Source organism: Microbulbifer litoralis (assembly GCF_023634065.1).
In the GTDB taxonomy this organism is placed as follows: domain Bacteria; phylum Pseudomonadota; class Gammaproteobacteria; order Pseudomonadales; family Cellvibrionaceae; genus Microbulbifer; species Microbulbifer litoralis.
This window is the reverse complement of the sequence record NZ_JALKCV010000005.1, coordinates 1-21,222: the sequence shown is the minus strand read 5'-3', so window position 1 is coordinate 21,222 and position 21,222 is coordinate 1. Positions and strand designations below refer to the sequence as shown.

17 protein-coding genes are annotated in these 21,222 nt (G+C 65.3%); 8 read left to right on the top strand and 9 right to left on the bottom strand.

All coding sequences use genetic code 11. The features are described 5' to 3' along the window. Window positions 1-4 precede the first annotated feature (4 nt). Window positions 5-877 (bottom strand): carboxylate/amino acid/amine transporter, encoded by an 873-nt coding sequence (locus MWN76_RS09220; protein WP_250461116.1) that lies wholly within the window; start codon window positions 875-877, stop codon window positions 5-7. A 44-nt stretch (window positions 878-921) separates the two neighbouring features. On the opposite strand from MWN76_RS09220, the gene MWN76_RS09215 reads away from it, so the two are divergent. After that, window positions 922-1,356, top strand: a complete 435-nt coding sequence (locus MWN76_RS09215; RefSeq protein WP_250461115.1) for a DUF6314 family protein — start codon at window positions 922-924, stop codon at window positions 1,354-1,356. A 28-nt stretch (window positions 1,357-1,384) separates the two neighbouring features. Here MWN76_RS09215 and MWN76_RS09210 read toward each other — a convergent pair whose 3' ends face one another. From MWN76_RS09210 to MWN76_RS09200, 3 genes are all read right to left on the bottom strand, one after another. Next, window positions 1,385-2,182 (bottom strand): PhzF family phenazine biosynthesis protein, encoded by a 798-nt coding sequence (locus MWN76_RS09210; RefSeq protein ID WP_250461114.1) that lies wholly within the window; start codon window positions 2,180-2,182, stop codon window positions 1,385-1,387. Between the two features lie 87 nt (window positions 2,183-2,269). Beyond that, window positions 2,270-3,544: an inorganic phosphate transporter gene (locus MWN76_RS09205; RefSeq protein WP_250461113.1), complete on the bottom strand. Its 1,275-nt coding sequence runs from the start codon at window positions 3,542-3,544 to the stop codon at window positions 2,270-2,272. Between the two features lie 12 nt (window positions 3,545-3,556). Continuing rightward, window positions 3,557-4,234 (bottom strand): TIGR00153 family protein, encoded by a 678-nt coding sequence (locus MWN76_RS09200; protein ID WP_250461112.1) that lies wholly within the window; start codon window positions 4,232-4,234, stop codon window positions 3,557-3,559. A gap of 178 nt (window positions 4,235-4,412) precedes the next feature. Here MWN76_RS09200 and tfpB point away from each other — a divergent pair, with 178 nt between their 5' ends. The 4 genes from tfpB (at window position 4,413) to MWN76_RS09180 (ending at window position 11,296) form a co-directional block, all read left to right on the top strand. Continuing rightward, window positions 4,413-6,188 carry a type IV pilus assembly ATPase TfpB gene (tfpB, locus tag MWN76_RS09195; RefSeq protein WP_250461111.1) on the top strand — a complete coding sequence of 592 codons (1,776 nt, stop codon included), beginning with the start codon at window positions 4,413-4,415 and terminating at the stop codon, window positions 6,186-6,188. Window positions 6,189-6,386: 198 nt separating this feature from the next. Further along, window positions 6,387-9,239 carry a bifunctional [glutamate--ammonia ligase]-adenylyl-L-tyrosine phosphorylase/[glutamate--ammonia-ligase] adenylyltransferase gene (gene glnE, locus MWN76_RS09190; protein ID WP_250461110.1) on the top strand — a complete coding sequence of 951 codons (2,853 nt, stop codon included), beginning with the start codon at window positions 6,387-6,389 and terminating at the stop codon, window positions 9,237-9,239. An 84-nt stretch (window positions 9,240-9,323) separates the two neighbouring features. Beyond that, window positions 9,324-10,322 carry a branched-chain amino acid transaminase gene (locus MWN76_RS09185; RefSeq protein ID WP_250461109.1) on the top strand — a complete coding sequence of 333 codons (999 nt, stop codon included), beginning with the start codon at window positions 9,324-9,326 and terminating at the stop codon, window positions 10,320-10,322. Window positions 10,323-10,387: 65 nt separating this feature from the next. Beyond that, window positions 10,388-11,296, top strand: a complete 909-nt coding sequence (locus MWN76_RS09180) for a glycosyltransferase family 2 protein (RefSeq protein WP_250461108.1) — start codon at window positions 10,388-10,390, stop codon at window positions 11,294-11,296. A 39-nt stretch (window positions 11,297-11,335) separates the two neighbouring features. Here MWN76_RS09180 and MWN76_RS09175 read toward each other — a convergent pair whose 3' ends face one another. Together MWN76_RS09175 and MWN76_RS09170 are read right to left on the bottom strand one after the other, a co-directional pair. Then, complete coding sequence (locus tag MWN76_RS09175; protein WP_250461107.1) at window positions 11,336-12,679, bottom strand: UDP-glucose dehydrogenase family protein; 1,344 nt, start codon at window positions 12,677-12,679, stop codon at window positions 11,336-11,338. Between the two features lie 286 nt (window positions 12,680-12,965). Then, complete coding sequence (locus tag MWN76_RS09170; RefSeq protein ID WP_250461106.1) at window positions 12,966-13,982, bottom strand: glycosyltransferase family protein; 1,017 nt, start codon at window positions 13,980-13,982, stop codon at window positions 12,966-12,968. 226 nt (window positions 13,983-14,208) lie between these two features. Here MWN76_RS09170 and MWN76_RS09165 point away from each other — a divergent pair, with 226 nt between their 5' ends. Together MWN76_RS09165 and MWN76_RS09160 are read left to right on the top strand one after the other, a co-directional pair. Continuing rightward, complete coding sequence (locus MWN76_RS09165; protein WP_250461105.1) at window positions 14,209-15,123, top strand: ELM1/GtrOC1 family putative glycosyltransferase; 915 nt, start codon at window positions 14,209-14,211, stop codon at window positions 15,121-15,123. Between the two features lie 39 nt (window positions 15,124-15,162). After that, entirely contained in the window at window positions 15,163-16,257 is a 1,095-nt protein-coding gene (locus MWN76_RS09160; RefSeq protein ID WP_250461104.1) for a glycosyltransferase family 4 protein, read from the top strand. A gap of 103 nt (window positions 16,258-16,360) precedes the next feature. Here MWN76_RS09160 and MWN76_RS09155 read toward each other — a convergent pair whose 3' ends face one another. The 3 genes from MWN76_RS09155 to MWN76_RS09145 all read right to left on the bottom strand — a co-directional run bounded on the left by MWN76_RS09155 (window position 16,361) and on the right by MWN76_RS09145 (window position 19,633). Beyond that, window positions 16,361-17,041 carry a YrbL family protein gene (locus MWN76_RS09155; RefSeq protein WP_250461103.1) on the bottom strand — a complete coding sequence of 227 codons (681 nt, stop codon included), beginning with the start codon at window positions 17,039-17,041 and terminating at the stop codon, window positions 16,361-16,363. Window positions 17,042-17,050: 9 nt separating this feature from the next. Then, window positions 17,051-18,148, bottom strand: a complete 1,098-nt coding sequence (locus tag MWN76_RS09150; RefSeq protein ID WP_250461397.1) for a glycosyltransferase family 4 protein — start codon at window positions 18,146-18,148, stop codon at window positions 17,051-17,053. 69 nt (window positions 18,149-18,217) lie between these two features. Continuing rightward, window positions 18,218-19,633: an O-antigen ligase family protein gene (locus MWN76_RS09145; RefSeq protein ID WP_250461102.1), complete on the bottom strand. Its 1,416-nt coding sequence runs from the start codon at window positions 19,631-19,633 to the stop codon at window positions 18,218-18,220. A gap of 239 nt (window positions 19,634-19,872) precedes the next feature. On the opposite strand from MWN76_RS09145, the gene waaA reads away from it, so the two are divergent. Continuing rightward, a complete protein-coding gene (gene waaA / locus MWN76_RS09140) occupies window positions 19,873-21,204 on the top strand; it encodes a lipid IV(A) 3-deoxy-D-manno-octulosonic acid transferase (RefSeq protein ID WP_250461101.1) in 1,332 nt (443 codons plus the stop codon). Window positions 21,205-21,222 lie beyond the last annotated feature (18 nt).

The following is a 21,222-nucleotide window of genomic DNA, read 5'->3' as shown; positions in this document are numbered from 1 at the left end:
ACGCTTATCCATGGCTTTGTCCCAGTGTCCGTTCACGCCGCAGGCGCCACTCGTTGATGGCCACCGCCGCGACAATAATGGCGCCACCCAGCGCCAGCCGCGCCAGGTCGGCGTCGCGATTCCAGATTAACAGATTCACCAGCAGCCCCGCCGGAATCAGTGCGTTGTTCATGGCCGCCAGGGTGCCGGCGGAGACGCGGGTGGCGCCCTTGTTCCAGAGAAAATAGCCGAGCCCCGAGGCTACCAGCCCCAGCCACAGCAGGATGCCCCACTGTACCGTCGTCTGCGGGTACTGCGGTTCGCCCAGCCACAGCCAGGCGACTGTTGCCACCAGCGCCGCCCCGAGGTAGAACCAGCCGAACAGCTGGCGCGACGGCAGCGGCTGCGCCTTTTGCATAAACTGCTTGTAGGCCACCTGCCCCAGTGCAAAGCAGAGATTGGCGCCCTGGACGACCAGAAAACCGAGCCAGTAGTCGCCCTCGGGCCGCCCCCAGCGGATCACCGCGGCGCCGAATACCGCCAGCGTGGCGACAGCCAGGTTCCAGGGGGAGAAGCGCTTCTGCAGCAGGTCGTACAGCAGCGAGATATACACCGGCGTGAAAATCGTGAACAGCAGTACTTCCGGTACATCCAGCAGCAGGAAGGACTGGTAGTAAAAAAGATACATCAACCCCAGCTGCACGGCGCCGATCGCCATCAGCGCCAGGGCCGTGCGCGGCGGGCAGGCGCGGAAGCGCAGCAGCGGCAGGAACACCAGCGCTGCCAGCAGTATGCGGGTCAGTACGGCGAAGTAGCTGTCCACGGCGCCGGCCAGGTAGACTCCGATCAGGCTGAAAGAGAAGGCCCAGAGAACAGTGACGAAAATCAGTAGCGGCATGGGAGAGTGGTTGGTGGTCCGTGGATAGTGGTCAGAATCAGGCGTTGGCACAGCTGTGGAAACGGCTTGCGAAAGTTCGCGAGTTCAGCTTCAACGCCAGCAATGGTCCCGGCTCCGCCACCGACTGGCGTGGCCACGGTCGCGGCAGTATCGGGGTGGAGCCGGACGAACGGCAGCTATTGTTCCGCGAGCGCGCCGTCTTTACCAGCAGCGATGGCCACAGAGTCGAGATGCAGAACACCTACCGTTGGACGCTGTTGCCGGAAGCCGTGCGCCTCGAACATCTGCGCCGTGGCGAGCCGGTGCTGCTGTTCGAGCTGCAACCGGTCACCGGGCACGGCTTTCGCTCCACACAGCCGCACTTTTGTGGCGACGATACCTACAGCGCCGAGCTGCTGGTGGGCAAGAGCGAGCTGGAGCTTATCTGGCAGATCCACGGGCCGCGCAAGAATGAGCGGCTGCACTATCACTACTGGTGAGGCGGATCGGCCGGGTGTGTCCAGTGGTTTACAGGCGGATCTGGCCGCGCAGATAGGTCACCGCGGTGCCGCGCATCAGTACCCGGTCGCCACGCAGTTCGCACTCCAGTTCGCCACCGCGGGGCGAGATCTGTCTCGCGTCCAGGTGTCGTTTACCCAACTTCTCCGCCCATAGTGGTACCAGCAGTGTATGTGCCGAGCCGGTTACCGGGTCCTCGTCGATGCCGATGGCGGGGGCAAAAAACCGGCTGACAAAATCGCATTGGCGCTTTCCGCCCGGCGCCGTGCAGATCACTCCGCGGTGCTTGAGACTGGCCAGCGCGCGCATATCCGGCAGCAGTTCCGCCACCCGGGCGGCACTGTCGAATTCCAGTACCATCATGTCGAGATTGTCGGCGACCGCCAGCGCGCGCGCTGGTGTGGCGCCCACCGCTGTACTGTAGTCCGGGTCCAGTGCTATGACGGTCGGTGGCTGCGCCGGGAAATCCATTTCGATGGTTTCGCCACTGCGGCGCACGCGCAGCTCGCCACTTTGGGTAAAGAACGCAATCTCCCCACCGGCGTAACCCAGTTCTGTCCACAGCAGGTGCGCGGCCACCAGGGTGGCGTGACCGCACAGCGGCACCTCGGCCACGGGCGTAAACCAGCGCAGTTCGTAGCCCCGCTCGACGGCGACGATATAGGCGGTCTCGGCCAGGTTGTTTTCCGCGGCAATGGCCTGCAGCACGTCGTCCGCCAGCCACTGTTCCAGGGGCACCAGTGCGGCGGGGTTGCCGCCAAAGAGCCTGGAGGTGAAGGCGTCGGCCTGGTAGATGGGGAGTTGCATGGATTTGTCCTTATTGTGCTGCGGGTACAAAAAAGGGGAGGCGGCGCGGCCGCTTCCCCTTTTTTCTGGCAGAGCAGGCTGTGGCAGTCAGCCGAACACGCCCTTGAAGAAAAAGAAGAACAGGATCGCGATACCGGCACCGGCCGGCAGTGTGACCACCCAGGACGCGGCGATGGTAGTGATCATGCGCAGGTTCAGCGCGCCGATACCGCGCGCCAGGCCCACGCCCAGCACTGCGCCCACCAGCGTGTGGGTGGTGGAGATCGGCAGGCCGGTGCCGGAGGCCAGTACCACGGTGGCGGCGGCGCCCAGCTCGGCGGCGAAGCCACGGCTCGGGGTCAGCTCGGTGATCTTGCGGCCGATGGTCGCCATCACCTTGAACCCGTAGGTGGCAAGGCCGATCACGATACCGGCGCCCCCGAGCAGCAGTATCCAGGACGGCATGGTGGCCTTGGCGGTCACCGCGCCTACCTGCACCGTGTTGACCACCGCCGCCAGCGGGCCGACCGCGTTGGCGACGTCATTGGAGCCGTGGGCGAAGGCCATGGCGCAGGCGGTAAAGACCATCAGGATGGCGAAGACCCGCTCCACGTTGGCGTAGCGGTTGTCCTTCTCCCGCGCCGGGTCGCGCTTGATACGCTTCAGCATGGCGATGCCGATGCCGGCCACCAGCAGGCCCACCAGTGCGGCAATACCGGCGTCCTGCAGGAAGCTCAGCTCGATATTGGCGTCCTTCAGCACATGCTTCAGGCCTTTGGTCAGGGTGACCATGGCGATCATCCAGCCGACCGCGAACATGTAGAAGGGGATGTAGCGCTTGGCGTTGCCGAACGGATCCTCACTGTTCAGGATCAGTCTCTGCACGCTGCGGAACAGCAGGAAGGAGATGGTACCGGCGAGCACCGGCGACACCACCCAGCTGGCGACGATGGACCCCACCTTGCCCCAGGCCACCGCATCCACGGAAATGCCCACGGCGGAGAAGCCGACGATGGCGCCCACGATCGAATGGGTGGTGGAAACCGGCCAGCCCAGCAGGCTGGCGATCAGCAGCCAGGTGCCGGCGGCGAGCAGCGCCGACAGCATGCCGTAGACCAGCAGTTCCGGCTGCGCGGCAAAAATATCCGAGTCGATGATGCCCTTGCGGATGGTGGCCGTGACCTCGCCGCCGGCCAGGTAGGCGCCGGCGAACTCGAACACCATGGCGATCAGGATCGCCTGCTTGACGGTCAGGGCGCGGGACCCCACCGAGGTGCCCATGGCATTGGCCACGTCGTTGGCACCGACCCCCCAGGCCATGAAGAAACCGAAAACACAGGCCAGGATCAGGAAGATGTGGCCGTATTGGCTGATAATTTCCATTGCCGCCCCCTTTTAACGCGCCAATAACAACTGCAGACGGTTACCCACGCTGTGGGCGCGGTCGGCGAGATCGCCCAACCACTCGATGATCCGGTAGAGGAACATCACATCCACCGGCGGCAGGTCTTTTTCGATCTTGAACAATGCCGCGCGCACTTCTACTTCCAGTTTGTCGGTCTTGCGCTCCAGGTCGTCCAACTCTTCGGTCATACGCTTGGCAATATCCACCTCGCGCCCGGCGAAGCCGCTCTCCAGCAATTCGTCCAGCTCGTTGATGGCGCGCAGCGCCTGGGCCGAGGTGGCCACGGCGCTGTCGACGAAGGTCTTCATCAGTGCCTGCAGCTTGGCGGGAATCTCCATCTTGCGGCCGATGGCCAGGCCGGCGATATCCTGCGCGGTGTTGGCCACCTCGTCCTGGGCGTGCAGCAGTTCCAGCAGGTCGGAGCGGGACACCGGCATAAACAGGCTGTCCGGCAGGTGCAGGCGCAGGTCGCGCTTGATGTCGTCGGCGCGGTTTTCACTGGCAGAAATACCTTTCTGCTCCTTCTCGGCGGCGGCCAGGTCTCCGGCCACCAGCGCCTCGAAGAAGGGCACCAGGCCGGCGGAAGCCTCGTGGGCGGCGGCCATGTGCTCCTTGATCGGTTTGATCGGCGAGCGGCCGAACAGGCTGGCGATATTGGACAGGGGCATGGTTTGCTCCTCAGCTCGGATGCGAAGTGGCGGGCATGTTACCGTAACTTGGGTTGGCGGTCACAGCGGTGTGAGGCGGGGCCGTCGGGGCCACGTTAACGGTGCACTGTCGGCGCGCTGCAATAGAGCTACAATGCGCCATCGACTCCTCAAAAGAATAGAAGAAGGTGACCTCCCCATGGCGGCGAGCAAATTGGCGGACAGACTGCTGGATCTTCCCGGATTGCTGGAGGATCTGGTCTCGCTGGGTTATGTCAGCCGCGCGGATGCCAATCGCCTGATCGGCACGCCGCGCACCGCGGAGCAGGCGCAGATGCACCCGCTGTCGTATATCGCCAGCTGCGAGCTGCAGAACCAGAAGCAGGCGGGCAAGGTGCTCGACGCCGAGACGCTGACCCGGTGGCTGGCCGACTCCTCCTCCCACACGCTCTACCATATCGACCCACTGAAGGTGAATGTGGGGTCGGTCACCGAGGTGATGAGCTTCCAGTTCGCCAAGCGCCACCAGATCCTGTGTGTCGAGGCCACCAGTGAAATGCTGCTGGTGGCGACTGCTCAGCCCTATACCAGCGGCTGGGAGGAACAGCTGGAACACACCAGCAACCGCTCGGTCAAGCGGGTGGTGGCGGATCCGGCGGATATCCAGCGCTACTGTGTCGAGTTCTATTCCCTGGCCAACTCCATTTCCGGTGCCAGCGGCCTCAAGGGCAGCTCCGGCGCCGGCAATTTCGAGCAGCTGCTGGAACTGGGCAAGCTCAAGGACCCGGACGCCGACGACCAGCATATCGTCAATATCGTCGACTGGCTGCTGCAGCACGCCTTCGACCAGCGCGCCAGCGATATCCATATCGAGCCGCGGCGGAATATCGGCCGTATCCGCTTCCGTATCGACGGCGTGCTGCACCCGATCCACGAGATGCCGGACCAGGTCAACGCCGCCATCACCAGCCGCCTGAAAATCCTCGGCCGCATGAACGTGGCCGAAAAGCGCAAACCCCAGGACGGCCGTATCAAGACCAAGCGTCCGGACGGCAGCGAGGTGGAACTGCGCCTGTCGACACTGCCCACGGCCTTCGGCGAGAAGCTGGTCATGCGGATCTTCGACCCGGAGGTGCTGGCGCGCTCCTACAGCGATCTGGGCCTGGGTGGCGAGGACCTGGCGCGCTGGCAGACGATGCTGGGACGGCCCAACGGTATCGTGCTGGTCACCGGCCCCACCGGCTCGGGCAAGACCACTACCCTCTATACCGGCCTCAAGCAGCTGGCCACCAGCGAGGTGAATGTGTCCACCATCGAGGATCCGATCGAGATGGTGGAAGAGAGCTTCAACCAGACCCAGGTACACCACAGTATCGGCCTGGATTTCGCCGCCGGTATCCGCACCCTGATGCGCCAGGACCCGGATATCATCATGGTGGGCGAGATCCGCGACCTGGAGACGGCGCAGATGGCGGTGCAGGCGGCGCTGACCGGCCACCTGGTGATCTCCACCCTGCACACCAACGACGCGCCCACGGCGGTGACCCGCCTGCTGGACCTGGGGCTGCCACACTACCTGCTGAAGTCCACGGTGCTGGGCGTGATGGCCCAGCGCCTGGTGCGCACGCTGTGCCCGGCGTGCAAGCGGAAAGACAACGTCCGCGAGGAGGACTGGCAGGCGCTGGTGCGCCCCTGGAAGGCGCCCGTGCCGGAGACGGTCTACCGGCCCGAGGGTTGCCTGGAGTGTCGCAACACCGGCTACCGCGGCCGCCAGGGGATCTACGAGATACTGCCGTTCACCGAATCGATCCAGGCCCTGGTCACGGACGATTGCGACCTGCAGCAGCTGCGCCGCCAGGCGATGCGCGGCGGCATGAACAGCCTGCGGCTGTCCGGGGCGAAAAAGGTCGCCGCCGGCATCACCACGGTATCCGAAGTCCTGCGCGTGGCGCCGCCGCCGGATATTGCGTTTTAACCCGGGAGCGCCGAGCTCCAGCTCGGCAGGCGGGCTGCAGGCCCGCTTTCCCCTCTCCCTTTGGGAGAGGGGCCGGGGGAGAGGTGAGCCGTGGGCCGCTTGTTCAACAGCCTCATCGGCAATCGTTTCACAAACGGCCCCGGCAGCGGGGCCTTCGCATCGAGCTCCGGTATTCTTTTCCGGGATAGGAAGTCGAACGTGTCTCTATTTAAAACTTGCCCGGCGGAATTCTTTCCGCAGGTAGAAGAGCAATGGAACCAGTGGTGTGAAAACGCTGATGCTGAGCAGATCGCGCAGGTGGAGTCGTTGCTGGCTGACGAGAATCGACAGGGAGCCGTCGCCCGCAGCTTTATCGGCTCGGACTTTTTCTACCAGCAGTGCTGCCGCAACCCCGATCTGCTTTCCGGGCTTTTGCAAAGCGAAGACCTGGGCCTCGACGCGATTGATGTCGATCGAATCGACAGCGACGAGGATCTGGATCGCCGGCTGCGCCAACTGCGCAACCGTATTACCGCCGAAGCCATCTACCGCGACTTCGCCGGCGACTGGGATATCCCCCGCGTCTGCGCGCGCCTGACCGGATTGGCGGAGAATTGCATCCAGGCCGCGCTCGCCCACCATCACCGGCAACTGGCCGATCGTTACGGCGAGCCGCGGGATGGTGACGGCAATGCGCAGTCGCTGGTGGTTCTGGGGATGGGAAAATTAGGCGCTGGCGAGCTGAACCTGTCGTCGGATATCGACCTGATCTTCGCCTATCCCGAACCCGGCCATACCGACGGCGACAACAGCCAGGAAAACCAGAAATTCTTCCAGCGCCTGGGCCAGCGGCTGATCAAGTCGCTGGATGCGATGACCGCCGACGGATTCGTCTTCCGCGTCGATATGCGCCTGCGCCCCTACGGTGACAGCGGCCCGCTGGTCAGCCACTTTGCCGCGCTGGAGGACTATTACCAGACCCAGGGGAGGGAGTGGGAGCGCTACGCGATGGTCAAGGCGCGGCCGGTGGCCGGCGACGAGACCTTTGCCGACGAACTGATGGAAATGCTGCGCCCTTTCACCTATCGACGCTATATCGACTTCAGTGCCATCGATGCGCTGCGCGAAATGAAAACGCTGATCCAGCGCCAGGTGCGCGCCCGCGGGCTCAGCGACAATATCAAGCTGGGTCGCGGCGGTATCCGCGAGGTGGAATTTATCGTGCAGGCTTTCCAGTTGATCCGCGGCGGTCGCGAGCCGGCACTGCGCGAACGCAACCTGCTCAAACTGCTGCCGCTGCTGGAGGCGGATGGCCACCTGGAGGCGGGGATCGCGGACAGGCTGGCGCGGGCCTACCTGCTGTTGCGCCGGGTGGAGCACGCCCTGCAGGCGGAGCGGGACCAGCAGACACAGACGCTGCCGGGCGAGAGCGAGCGCCGCGAGAAACTGGCTTTTGCCCTGGGCCGCGACAACTGGCAGCTGCTGTCGGAGGAGTTGGTCGCCCGGCGGGGCGAAATAGAGCGCGAGTTCGATAGTGTCATAGCACCGCCGGAAGAGATCGCCGAACCCAGCGCCGCCGAGGAGTGGGAGGGGCTCTGGGGCGCTTGCGACAGCGATTCCGCCCGCGATATCAACCTGCGGACCCTGGGAGACGGCGGTTTCGACACCCCGGAAGATGCCCTCAGCCTGCTGGCGGATCTGCACGGCTCGCCCATCGTCGCCGCGCTGCCGAACACTGCGCGCGCGCGCCTGGACCAGTTTATGCCGCTGCTGCTGGCGGCCGCGGCGCAGGAGCGGGAGCCGCTGCTGGTGCTGGCGCGGGTGCTGCCGCTGGTGCGCGCGGTGTTGCGCCGCAGCGCCTACCTGGTGCTGATCAACGAGAACCCGCCGGTGCTGCAGCAACTGGTGAGACTGTGCAGTGCCTCCCCCTGGATTGCGGATCAGCTGGCGCGCCACCCGATCCTGCTGGACGAGTTCCTCGACTCGCGCCGCCTGCTGGCGCCGTCGTCGGCGGCGGATATCGCCGACGAACTGCGCCGGGAACTGCTGCGCGTCGATCCCGAGGATCTCGAGGCACAGATGGAGGCGCTGCGCCACTACAAGCAGAGCCAGAGCCTGCGTATCGCCGCCCAGGAGGTCACCGGTGCGCTGCCGCTGATGAAAGTCAGCGACTCGCTGACCTGGCTGGCGGAGGCGATACTGCAGCAGTCGCTTGCCCTGGCCTGGACCCAGGTGGTGGAAAAGTACGGTCGGCCGGAGGGGGTCAGTGATGGGGATATGCGTTTTGCGATCATCGCCTATGGCAAGCTCGGCGGCCTGGAATTGGGGCATGGTTCGGACCTGGATATCGTCTTCGTGCACGACGCCGATCCACAGAAAAGCACCGACGGCGAACGCAGTATCGACAACCTCAGTTTCTATACCCGCCTGGCCCAGCGCCTGATCCATATCCTGCAGACACGTACCCTGAGCGGCCCGCTGTACGAAGTGGACACGCGGCTGCGCCCGTCCGGCAACTCCGGCTTGCTGGTGACCTCGCTGGCGGCGTTCGAGAAATACCAGCGCGAGAGCGCCTGGACCTGGGAACACCAGGCGCTGGTGCGGGCGCGGCCGGTAGCCGGCAGCGACAGACTGAGTGCGGACTTCGAACGGCTGCGCCTGGAATTGCTCTGCGAGCCGCGCGACGAGCAGAAATTGCGCGAGGAAGTGGTCGCCATGCGCGATAAAATGCGCACCCACCTGGATAAGAGCAAGGATAAAAACTTCGACCTCAAGCAGGGGGCCGGCGGTATCGTCGATATCGAATTTATGGTTCAATATGCAGCACTGGCCTGGGCGCACAAAGCGCCTTCGATAGTGCGTTTTACCGACAATATCCGCATTCTCGAAAGCCTCATAGAGGCCGGCCTGATGTCGGCCCATCCAGCCGGACATCTGATCGACGCCTACAAAGCCTACCGATCTGAAGGTCATCGCCTGGCATTACAACAGCTGCCGGGAGTGGTTGACGGTGACCAATTCAAAGCGGAAAGAAAGACCGTTTCTACAAACTGGCAGCAGTTACTCGGCTGAGAAGCTTACCGCTCCGCCGCGCACTGCGCTTTGTGCATAAACTGTTTTTCAGGAATCCGGTTACGGATCTGTAGGAGTTTCCCCATGTCTTTTGCCGATCGCGACGGCGTTATCTGGTTTGACGGCGAGTTGATTCCCTGGCGCGATGCCCGCGTCCATGTACTGACCCACACCCTGCACTACGGAATGGGCGTGTTCGAGGGCGTGCGCGCTTACCAGACGGGGCCCGCGGGCGCTCAAACGGGAGCCGCGGGCGCCCAGGCCACAGGCGGCACCAGTATCTTCCGTCTGCAGGATCACACCCGGCGGCTGTTCCGCTCCGCCAAGATCATGAATATGGCCATGCCGTTCAGTGAAGAGCAGCTCAACGAGGCCCAGTGCCAGGTGGTGCGCGAGAACGGTCTCAGCGAGGCCTACCTGCGGCCGATGGCCTTCTACGGTTCCGAGGGGATGGGCCTGCGCGCCGACAGCCTGCAGACCCATGTGATCGTGGCCGCCTGGGAGTGGCCCAGCTATATGTCGCCGGAGGCGCGCGAGCTGGGTATCAAGGTCAATACCTCCTCGTACACCCGCCACCACGTGAATATCAGCATGTGCAAGGCCAAGGCCAATGGCAACTACATCAACTCGATGCTGGCCCTGCAGGAGGCGGTGCGCAATGGTTGTGAGGAAGCGCTGCTGCTGGATCCGGAGGGCTATGTGGCCGAGGGCAGCGGCGAGAATATCTTTATCGTCAGCGACGGCGTCCTCTACACCCCCGAGCTCACTTCCTGCCTGGACGGCATCACCCGCAAATCGGTGATCCAGTTGGCGGAGGAATGCGGTTACAAAGTGGTGGAGAAGCGTATCACCCGCGACGAGGTCTATATCGCCGACGAGGCCTTCTTCACCGGCACCGCCGCCGAGGTGTTGCCGATTCGTATGCTGGATGGCCGCGCTATAGGTGCGGGTCGCCGCGGCCCCATCACCCGGCGCCTGCAGCAGCTCTATTTCGACGCCGTGCAGGGCGGGAGCCAGGCGCACCTGGGCTGGCTGACGGATGTGTCCGGTTCCGGAGAGGACAGCCGGCTGGCGGCGGTCTAGTCGCTGGCGGTGGCCAGTGGTCTTCCCTTAGAATGCCCGTTCTCTGAAGGACGGGTATTTGCTGTATGTTTCACTACTTCCTGAAAAAGCGCCTGCAGAAGCACGACGCCAACAACAATGTGAAGATCGAGTCGATGCTGCGCGCGCAGTTGCTGCAGCAGCAGGCGCTGGCCGGCAGCGAGCCCGGGGTCGGCAACGACAAAGAGCACAATATCGTCGTCTCCCTGACCTCCTTCGACAAGCGCATCGACAATGTCTACCTGACCATCGAGAGCCTGTTCCAGCAGTGGGTCAGGGCGGATGCGATCGCGCTGTGGCTTTCTGCCGAGCAGTTCCCCGGCCGGGTGCTGCCGGAGAGCCTGGTCCGCCAGCAGCAGCGCGGCCTGCAGGTATTCTTTGTCGAGGACCTGGGGCCCTATACCAAGTACTTCTACGCGTTTGACCAGTTCCCCGACAGCCTGGTCATCACCGTGGATGACGACACGCTCTACCCGCCGGATATGATCGACCAGCTCTACCGGGCCTATCGGCGCAACCCCGGGTACATCCACTGCCACCGGGCCCACAAGATGGTGCTGGACGGCAAGGGCAAGCTGCTGCCCTATGACGACTGGCAGTCGGACTGGAGCTGGGGCGATGCGGACGGCGAGCCCTCGCCGCTGGTGTTCCCCACCGGTGTGGGCGGCGTGCTCTATTTCCCCGGCTCGCTGCACCCGGACGCCTTCAACAAGGAGAAATTCCTGGCGCTGTGCCCCAAGGCGGACGATGTCTGGCTGAAGGCGATGAGCCTGCTGCAGGGGACCCCCTGCGCCAGGTTGCCGGATGTGCGCGGCTGGAAAGAACGTTTCGTGACCGTCGGCGGCTCGCAGAAAGCGGCACTGAAAAAGGAGAACTGGAGGCGCCGGGGCGGCAATGACTGCAAGATCCGCGACGTGTTCACGGAGTACGATCTCTACGGCTTGCTGACGAAGTGAGGCGTTCGGGAGCCCGCGCCGCGGGCTCCCGGGACGCCGCTATCCCTTTGCCGCCACCTGCGGGCGGCCCACACAGTAGTAGTCGAAACCGGCTTCCGCCAGTTGCTGCGGGTCGTAGAGGTTGCGGCCGTCGAAGACCACCGGCTGTTTCAGCGCCGCGCTCACCCCGGCGGTGTCGATTGCCTTGAACTGCTGCCACTCGGTGGCGACGATCAGTGCATCGGCGCCGTGCAGGGCCTCTTCCTTGCTGCCGCACAACTGCAGTTCGTCGCGCGCGCCATAGATGCGGCGGCACTCATCCATGGCCTCCGGATCGAACGCCTGCACCCGCGCGCCATTTTCCCACAGCCGCTCCATCAATACCCGCGCCGGTGCCTCGCGCATATCGTCGGTATTGGGTTTGAACGACAGGCCCCAGAGGGCGAAGGTGCGACCGGCCAGCTCGCCGCCGAAGTGGGCCTCGATCTTGTCCAGCAGGTAGTGCTTCTGCCGCTCGTTGCAGGATTCCACCGAGGTCAGGATTTCCGCCGGCAGGTCCATCTGGCGGGCGGAGGAAATCAGGGCCTTGACGTCCTTGGGAAAACAGGAGCCGCCGTAGCCGATGCCCGGGTAGATGAAGTGGTAGCCGACCCGCGGATCGGAGCCGATGCCCTGGCGCACCGCCTCGATATCCGCACCCATGCGGTCGGCGATATTGGCCATCTCGTTCATAAAGCTGATCTTGGTGGCCAGCATGCAGTTGGCCGCGTATTTGGTCAGCTCCGCACTGCGCACATCCATGACAAGGATCTTGTCGTGATTGCGGTTGAAGGGCGCGTACAGCTGGCGCAACTTCTGTTCGGAGTCCTGCTGCGAGGTGCCGATGATGATGCGGTCCGGGCGCATGCAGTCGGAGACGGCGGAGCCCTCCTTGAGGAATTCCGGGTTGGAAATCACATCGAACGCCAGTTCCGGCAGCCCGCGTTCGGCCAGCCTGGCCTCCACCGCGGCGCGGACCTTGTCCGCGGTGCCCACCGGCACCGTGGATTTGGTGATGATGTATTTCTTGTTCTCCATATGGCTGGCGATGGTGGTCGCCACCGCCAGTACGTGGCTCAGGTCCGCCGAGCCGTCCTCGTCCGGCGGTGTGCCCACGGCAATGAAGACCAGTTCGCCGTGCGCGACGCCGTGGGCGGCATCGGTGGAGAAGCTGAGATTGCCCGCCGCGATGCTGTTTTCCACCAGCGGCTCCAGGCCCGGCTCGTAGATGGGGATATGGCCCTGGGTCAGGCGCGCGACCTTGTCCTCGTCGATATCGATGCAGACCACCTTGTTGCCGGCCTCCGCCAGCACCGCCGCCTGTACCAGGCCGACATAGCCTGTGCCAAAAACAGTTACGTTCATCCAAATGACTCTGGTTGTCGATGGGTTGTCAGTCGGACCGCGTCCGACCGGTTGTGTTCACTTAAGTATCGGAGTTGGAGACGGCACAAGCCGGGACGGGGTACGCCCTTCTGGGACTGTCTGCGAGAGGGATCTCGCGGACAAGCCTACAGGGATGTATTCACGGCGTGTCACAGAAGGGCGTACCCCGTCCCGGCTCCCTGAACTGAACCCCGAAACTTGAGGTGTTCAGTTGCCTCGGGCGCGGGGCCGCGTATCGCCATTGTACCGGAACCACAGGGGTGGGCTACCGGACCCAGACGTAGTCGTGGCTGTACGGTAGCCCCGCGGCGGTCTCGACGATGTAGCGGGCGTAGAGGGTGTTGTTGATTTCGCGGTGGAAGAACTCCCGGCAACGGCCCGCCCAGTGGCGGCGTTTGTCGTCGTCGCGGTGGAACTCGAGAAGCTGCTGGAGCAGCGATGTCTCGTTGTCGAAGTACACCAGCGTCTCTTCGGGCATGAAATCCTCGAACCGCGCCGCCGCGTGGGTGAATACCAGCAGGCCGTTGCCGGCCATCTGCGCGATGCGCGCGGAGGAGTACCAGCGGTAGCCCTCCTGCCGGTTCAGGTTCAGGCCCATCTTGCTGCCGGCGAGGATATGGTCGTAGTCGCGGCCCCACAGCGCCGGTTGCCCGAACATGCCCGGGGTGCGGAATTCGAAGTCCGCCGGCAGTTGCTCTTTGAGGCTTTGCACCAGCCGGCCGCGCTCGGTGTGGGCCTGCGACTTGCTGCAGAACAGCAGGTCCACCGGCAGCTCGGGGCGCGCGCTGCAGTCCGCCGTCTCCACCGACGGGTCCACCGGGTTGGGCATATGGTGGAGTGTCGCCCGCCTGCCGGCGTAGTGCTGCAGTTCCCCTGTGCCGGTGGAGACGAACATCGCATCGGCAATTTCGCAGCGGTGGGCAATACTGTCGGAGTTGCGCGGCACGAACAGCGGGTCGTTGTTGCAGCCGGCGATGACGGTTCCGGGGCGCAGGCGGCGGATCTCGGCGAAGGTGTCGTTGTCGATCAGGTCGCAGTGGCCGAAGAGCACCAGGTCCGGCTCGAAGGCCTCGACCGCCTGCAGCAGGCGGCGGTTGATCTTTTTGCGGCTGGCCAGCTCGCGGATGCGCAGCGGCGCCTCGAAGGCGGCCACGTCGCGATCACTGAAGGCCAGCACATTGTGGCCGGCGCGCACCAGGCCGGTGTAGAGCTTCAGCGCCCAGCTGACACTGGTGCGGCCGTATTTTCGCTGCTGGTGATTGTCGACGTGGATGATTCGCATAGGGGCTGGGATCGCTGGCAGTAAACAGAGGCTGCAGTGTCGGCGCGGGCAGGGGCCGAATACGGGCGGGGATTATAACGCAAGTTCCGGTGACTATTGGCCCCGGGGCCTGGACAGGCCCCGGGAGAGGCCGTGGGGCTTCAACCGCGTCTGGCCTTGGGGTAGCATGGCCTCCCTTCGCGCCCGGGCCCGGGCGCTGTCCAATTTACCGTTCCGGGGTCCCCAATTGCAGCTGACGGTCTGGCGTTTTCTCGATGGTAATCGGGCGCACGAAAAGCAGAGCGCGGCGCTGCTCGCCGGCCTGCGCGAGTGTGTCGGCGAGGTCACCTGTTGCGAGATCCCCGCGCCCGGATCGCTGGCCGCGCTGCGCCCGGCCTTCGCCGAATCGCTGCGCGACCTGCCCGCACCCGACCTGCTGTTCGGCGCCGGGCGCCGCAGCCACTGGCCGGTGCTGCTGGCCAAGCGCTGGTTCGGGGGCACCAGTGTGGCCATCAACCGGCCGACGCTGCCGATCCGCTGCTTCGATTACGCCATCGCCCCCGAACACGACCGCCCGGCGGCACTGGAGAATGTGATCCTGAGCCAGGGTGCGCTGACCGAGCCGCTGCCCCGGGGCCAGATGCAGCCGGGCACCGGCCTGCTGCTGCTCGGCGGGCCCAGCAAGCATTTCCGCTGGGATGCCGGGCTGGTGCAGCGGCAGCTCGCAGAGCTGTTGTCGGCCCCGGTCGACTGGCTGGTTTCCGACAGCCGCCGCACGCCCGCCGGTGCGCTCGACCCGGTTGCCGCGAGTGGCGCCCGCGTGCAGAGCTGGCGCGACTGCCCGCCGGACTGGCTGCCGCAGCAGTTGGCGCGGGTGGAGCAGGTGTGGGTGACCGGCGACAGCATTTCCATGGTGTTCGAGGCACTGCAGAGCGAGGCCCGGGTGGGCGTGTTGCAGCTGCCGAGCCGCCGGCGTGTCAACAAGGTGCGCGGCGCCATGCAGCGCCTGGTGGACCAGGAACTGGTCAGCGATCGTATCGCCGACGCCCGGCGCCCGTGGAAGCGGGGGCGGGAGCCGCTGAACCAGTACTATCACTGTGCGCGGGCGCTGCTGCGCCGTTGCGGCTGGCCGGATGGAGGCACCTTTGATGCCCGTGTCTGATATTCCCCCGCCCGAGAGTTGTAGCCCCCGGAGGTACCCGTGATCCTGATTACCACGCAGAGTTTTCCCCCCGACCGCGGCGGTATGGAAAACCTGATGGGAGGCCTGGCGGAGGCGCTGGCCGGATGTGGGCAGCGTGTATCCGTATTCACCGGACCCATCCGCGACGGCGGCGGGCCGCTGGCGGCAACCGGCTACAGTATTCGCCGTTTCGGTGGCTGGCGCTTCTGGTGGCGCCGGCGCAAGGCGGCTGCGGTGGCGGCGACGGCGCGTGCGGGCGACGTGCAGGGGGTCTTTGCCGATTCCTGGAAGAGCGCCGAACTGCTGCCCGAACTCGGGGTTCCCCTGGCTGTGCTCGCCCACGGTATGGAATTTCCCGAGAATCCCTCGCCCCGCAAACGCGAACGCATCCGGCGCACGCTGGCCGCAGCCGATACCGTTATCGCCAACTCCGCCTACACGGCGTCGCTGGTGAAGCCCTACCTGGCGGATGAGCGTCGCCTTACCGTGATCCACCCCCCGATCGGCCCCCAGCCGCAACCGGACCCGGAAAAAGTCGCGGCACTGCGGGCGACGCTCGGCGATCGCGGGCCGGTGCTGCTGACCCTGGCGCGCCTGGAGCCCCGCAAGGGCGTGGATATGGTGATTCGCGCGCTGCCGGCCGTCCGTGACAAATACCCGCAGGTGGTGTATCTGGTGGCGGGCACGGGCGACGACCGCGCGCGGCTGGAACAGCTGGCCGCCGCGGAGGGGGTCGCGGACTGCGTGCGCTTTGTGGGTGGCATCGACGACGCAGAAAAGGCGGCTCTCTACTCGCAGGCGGACCTGTTCGCGATGCCGGCCCGCCGCGAGGGCGACTCGGTCGAGGGATTCGGCATCGTCTACCGGGAGGCCAACTGGTACGGCGTGCCGGCGCTGGCCGGGCGCGAGGGCGGCGCCGCGGATGCCGTCGCCGACGGCGAGACGGGACTGTTGTGCGACGGCGCCGATCCGGGCGATGTCACCGCGCAGATACTGCGCCTGCTCGACGATCCGGCCGCGCGGCACGAGATGGGCCGGAAGGCCGCGGAAGTGGCCCGCGGCGCGGCGCAGTGGCGCGAATCGATCGAGACTTTCCTGCAAACACTGGGTTAGCTGCTCAGGGGCAGGGTGCGCCGTGCGCAGCGGGAACGGCTCGAATAGCGGCGATGCCCGGGCGCACCCTACGATTTCCCATCCACTGTGACGGTGTCGGTGTTTAGCGGCGCTCGGCTTCCTTCCAGGGGATCTGCCGGCCGGATACTTCCCAGTGAACACGCTTCCACATGCGCTGGATACGGCGCTCGATATACTGCTGCGCGGCGGCGTCGAACCATTCCGCCAGCGGCAGGAAGGAGGCGCAGCCGAGCCCGTCCACCAGGTACAACTCGGGCCGCTTTTCGGCCGCGTTGTCACCGACCGGTTGCCACTGCACCACCAGGTTGTGGGGCAGCGGGTTCTTGGTCAGCACCCGGCTCCGGTGCAACCAGTCGGCGAAGCGCTCCAGCGCGGCGGCAATGGGTTTGTCCAGGCCGTGCTGTTGCAGGTAGGTCTCCAGGTTGACGACCGGCTCGCCTCTTTCATCGAGAATCAACTGGGATACGGCGCCGGGGCCCTCGGAGGTGGCCTGGATTCCGTACCAGCGCGGCAGGTGTTGCCAGGCGATGCTGTCGGGGGCGGCGTTGCGCAGCGCGCGCTGGGCGTGGCCCTCGGCCTCGCGCTCGTTGTCGTCGAACTGGCGGTCACTCCCCAGGCGCTTGTACCAGGAGGCGCGGTTGCGCAGTTCATCGATGCGGCCGCTGCGCATCACCTTGACGCACAGGTCCGGCCGCTCGGGGTGTCGGTAGCAGAGGCGGTTGCCACCGCTGGCGAAGGGCTTCTGCCGGCTGAGATCGATCAAATCCGGGCCTCAATGTTCTGTTAGCAGTGACTGGTACAGCTCGATGGTGCGGCGCGCCTGGGTGTCGAGCGTGAATGCCGGGTCCAGCGCGGAGTGCGCGTCGCCGTCCAGCAGTTCGAGAGTCTTGCGGTAGAGCGCCTCGCGATCGCCGTTGTCGATCAGGCCGCGGGGAAAACAGGCGCGCAGGGATTCGGCCGGGCCGCCGATATCGTAGCCGACAATCGGCGTACCGATGGCGGCGGCCTCGATGACCGTGCGGCCAAATGGCTCCGGTCGCGTCGACAGGTTGTAGACGATGGACGCCCGCTTGTACCAGTAGCGGATGTCGCTGCGCCGACCGGCAAAGGTGAGCCGGTCGCCGATATCGAGTTCGTCGGCCAGTTGCCGCAGCTCGGTTTCGTAGTGCTGCTTGTTGGCCTCGGCACCGCCGACAATGACGCCGTGCACGTCCTGGCGCTCGCGCCCTAGCCGCGCTACCAGGTGGATAAAATCAGCGTGGCCCTTCCAGCGCGTCAGCCGCCCCGGCATCAGCAGCAGACGCCTGCCGCGCAGCTGCGGAAATTCGCTTTCGATCTCTTCCTGCCACTGCGCCGGCAGCTGCAGGTCGGCCGGGAACTCGGCGGTATTCACACCGCGGTAGATCACCTGCGGCGGCTCTTTCAGGTACTGTGCGTAATTGTCGGTCAGGTAGTCGCGCACACAGCCGGAGATGGCGATCACCCGTTCGGCGCTGGCCATGATCGCGCTGTAGCGGTTGATCGAATAGAGACCGTGGGCAGTGCTGACCAGCCGCGGGCGCGCGTCCGGATCGAGTTTTTTCCACGCCAGGTAGGTGAGCCAGGCGGGCACGCGGGAGCGCACGTGGAGGATGTCCGGCCGCTCGGCCTCGATCAGGCGGCGCAGCGGCCGCACCTGCAGCAGGCTCGACAGGGATTTCCTGTGCACTGGCAGGGCGATATGGCGGCTGCCCTCCCGCTCCAGCTGCTCCACCATGCGCCCGCCGCTGGAAACCACCACCGATTCGTGACCCGCGCGCACCAGCGCGCCGGCCATATCCAGGGTGCCGCGCTCGACACCGCCGGAATTGAGGGCGGGTAACAGTTGCATGACTTTCACGGCTGCGATTCCGGTTGCGGGTGGCTGGGTGCGCGCATTATAGGGCAATGATCCGGCGCGTCAGCCGGCATTTTCCGCATGCGCTGTCGAGCGCCTCGCCCTCCAGATCCGGGTCAGGATACCGCCGCCGACCAGCGCCATCACCAGGTGGCCGCTGTCGTAGAACAGGTAGGACTCAAACAGGTTGATCACCGCGAAAAACACGGTGAAAGACAGGCAGAACGTGAAATCGCCGGCGCACAGGTGGCCCGAGCGGTAACCGTGCAGGCAGCGGCTCACCAGCCAGTACACCAGCGCTACCAGCAGCGCCAGACCCAGCAGGCCGTAGTTGGCCAGCAGGTCGAGGTAGCTGTTGTGCAGGTGGCCGAAGTTCTGCTTGATGCTCTCCGGCAGGTTGGTGGAGTGGTCGAAGATCAGGCTGCGGCCGTTGCCGCCCCAGCCCACCAGCGGGTGCTCGGCGATCCAGTTGAGGGCCTCCCGCCAGGTGTGCAGGCGTACACCGGCGCTGGTGGTATCCGGTACCTTTTCCAGTTGTCCCTGTTGCAGCAGATGCAGGGTTTCCCGCTCCGCCGCCAGCCGCTGGCTGACGATATCCCCGAGCGCGATATAACCGATGGCCAGCGTGCAGGCGGCGGTTGCGACGGCGCCGGCAAAAATGGTGCGGCGGCGGTAGCGGTTGCGCAGCTCCATCACCCGGATTGTGGCGAGAGTCAGCGCACCGGCAATAAAGCCGGCCCAGACCCCGCGGGTCTGGCTCGCGACCACGGCGGCAATGCAGATTGCGAGCAGCGCCAGCCAGGCGAGCGCTAACAGCCGGTGGCCGCTGGCAATGATGCGGGGGAAAAATGCGGCGATACCCAGTGCCGCGGTACCGAACAGCATGGCCGCGTGCTGGGCGTTGTGCAGGCCGAAGTCGATGCGTTCACCGGCGAGACCGCGCTGCCACTCCGCCAGCCCACCGCCGGAGATCCATGGGCTCAGCAGCAGGCCGAACAGTGCGCAGCCCCAGAGCAGGTGGACGTTGCGCTGGCGGCCGCCGAGGATGGCGGCCACCGGAATCATGGCGAACCAGATGGTGACCCGGTGCACCTTGAAGGAGGATTCCGCCCACTGGGGAAGCATCAGCCAGGAGGCCGACCAGGAGATAAAAGCCATCGCGATGGCCGCTACCGCCAGCCAGACAATGGCCGAGCGGCGCAGGGAAAAACCGTGCACCGGCCCGCCGTAGATCGCCAGTATCGCGAGGCCCAGCAGGTTGGCCAGCATGGCCGCCTTTTCCGGTACCGTTTCCAGGCTGATACCGAAGAAAGCGTAAACCAGCAGCGCCGCGGCGGCGCACAGTTGCAGCCAGGGGCGCGGCTGCATCAGCGCGTTGGGTTGCCACAGAAACAGGCCGCGGCGGAGGGATAGAGACAGTGATGTGGTCGACGGATCCGTGGAGTCTGCGCTGTGAAGGGGTTCGGGATTGGAACTCATTGGTTGTTTTTCTCGTCTCAGTTCGACAACTGCCCGGTCGCTTTCGGCAAGTGGTGCTGTGCTCCCGACTATCAGTGGGATGTCGATCGCGCGCGAACCGCCGGTCGGAGTTTTCCGTTGGGCGGTCGGGTTGGGCCGGGCGCCGCCCCAGTTTGGGGTAGAATGCTACCAAATGCCGCCGGGGCATTGTGATGTAATTTGTCCCCGATCGAACAGTCAATCAGTGTGTTTTCGAATTGATGCTCCACCTCTATACCTGGCTCTGCCGGCTCACCATGCCGCTGATTCTTTTCCACCTGTGGTGGCGCGGCCGCGCGGATCCCGCTTACCGCAAACGCTGGAATGAGCGTTTCGGCCGGGTGCCCACCCGTGGCCTGCGCCGCCGCTGGCGCGAACGCTTCGGCCTGGTGCCGGAGCGGGAAAGCCGCGCGCCGCTGATCTGGGTGCACTCGGTTTCGGTGGGGGAAACCCTGGCAGCCGTACCGCTGATTCAACAGCTGGTGGATCGACACAGCGACTGGCAGTGGTTGGTGACCACCACCACGCCCACCGGTTCCCAGCGGGTGCACGAGGCACTGGACCCTCTGCTGCAGGGGCGCCTGCTGCACTACTACCTGCCGTTCGACCTGCCTGAGTGCCTGTCCCCGTTCCTGGACGCGCTGCGCCCGACGATTCTCGTGTGCATGGAGACGGAGCTGTGGCCGAATCTGTTGTCCAGCTGTGCAAAGCGGGGCATCCCGACGATGCTGGCGAACGCGCGCCTGAGTGAGAAGTCTGCGCGCGGCTACGCCCGCTTTCCGTCCTTCAGCCGCTCGATGCTCGATAACCTGACGCAGGTGGTGGCCCAGTATTCCGCCGATGCGGACCGCTTCAGAGCGCTCGGTATGCCCGCCGAGCGGGTTGCGGTGTCCGGCAATATCAAGTTCGACCTGCAGATCGACACCGGCCTGCTCAGCGAGGCACAGGCGCTGTCTTTCCAGTGGCGGGGCGAGTCCGGCCGGCCGGTGTGGCTGGCGGCCAGCACCCACGCCGGCGAGGAGGAGATTGTCCTGGACGCGTTTGAAGCGCTGCTGCCGGACTTCCCGGACCTGCTGCTGGTACTGGTGCCCCGCCACCCGCAGCGCTTCGACGCTGCCGCCCGCCTGTGCCGGGAGCGCAACCTGAAAGTGTGCCGGCGCAGCGACGGCCGCGCCCCGGCCGCCCACCAGCAGGTGTTGCTGGGGGACACCATGGGCGAGCTGCTGCGGTTCTACGGGGCCAGTGATATTGCCTTTGTCGGCGGCAGCCTGGTATCCGTGGGGGGGCACAATATGATCGAGGCCGCGGCCTGGGGAGTGCCGGTGATCTGCGGTCCGCACCTGCACAACTTCGCCGTGGTTTCGCAACTGCTGCAGGAGGCCGGTGCCCTGCAGGTGACTGAAAACGGCGCGCAGTTGGCGGAACAGCTGGCGGTATGGTTACGCGATGCAGACGCCCGCCGCGCTGCGGGCGAGAGTGGCCGCCGGGTCGCGGAACAGAACAGCGGCGCCTTGGAGCGCCTGGTGGCAGATGTCGAAAAGCTGATGCACTAGTGTGCTGTACGGGAAATT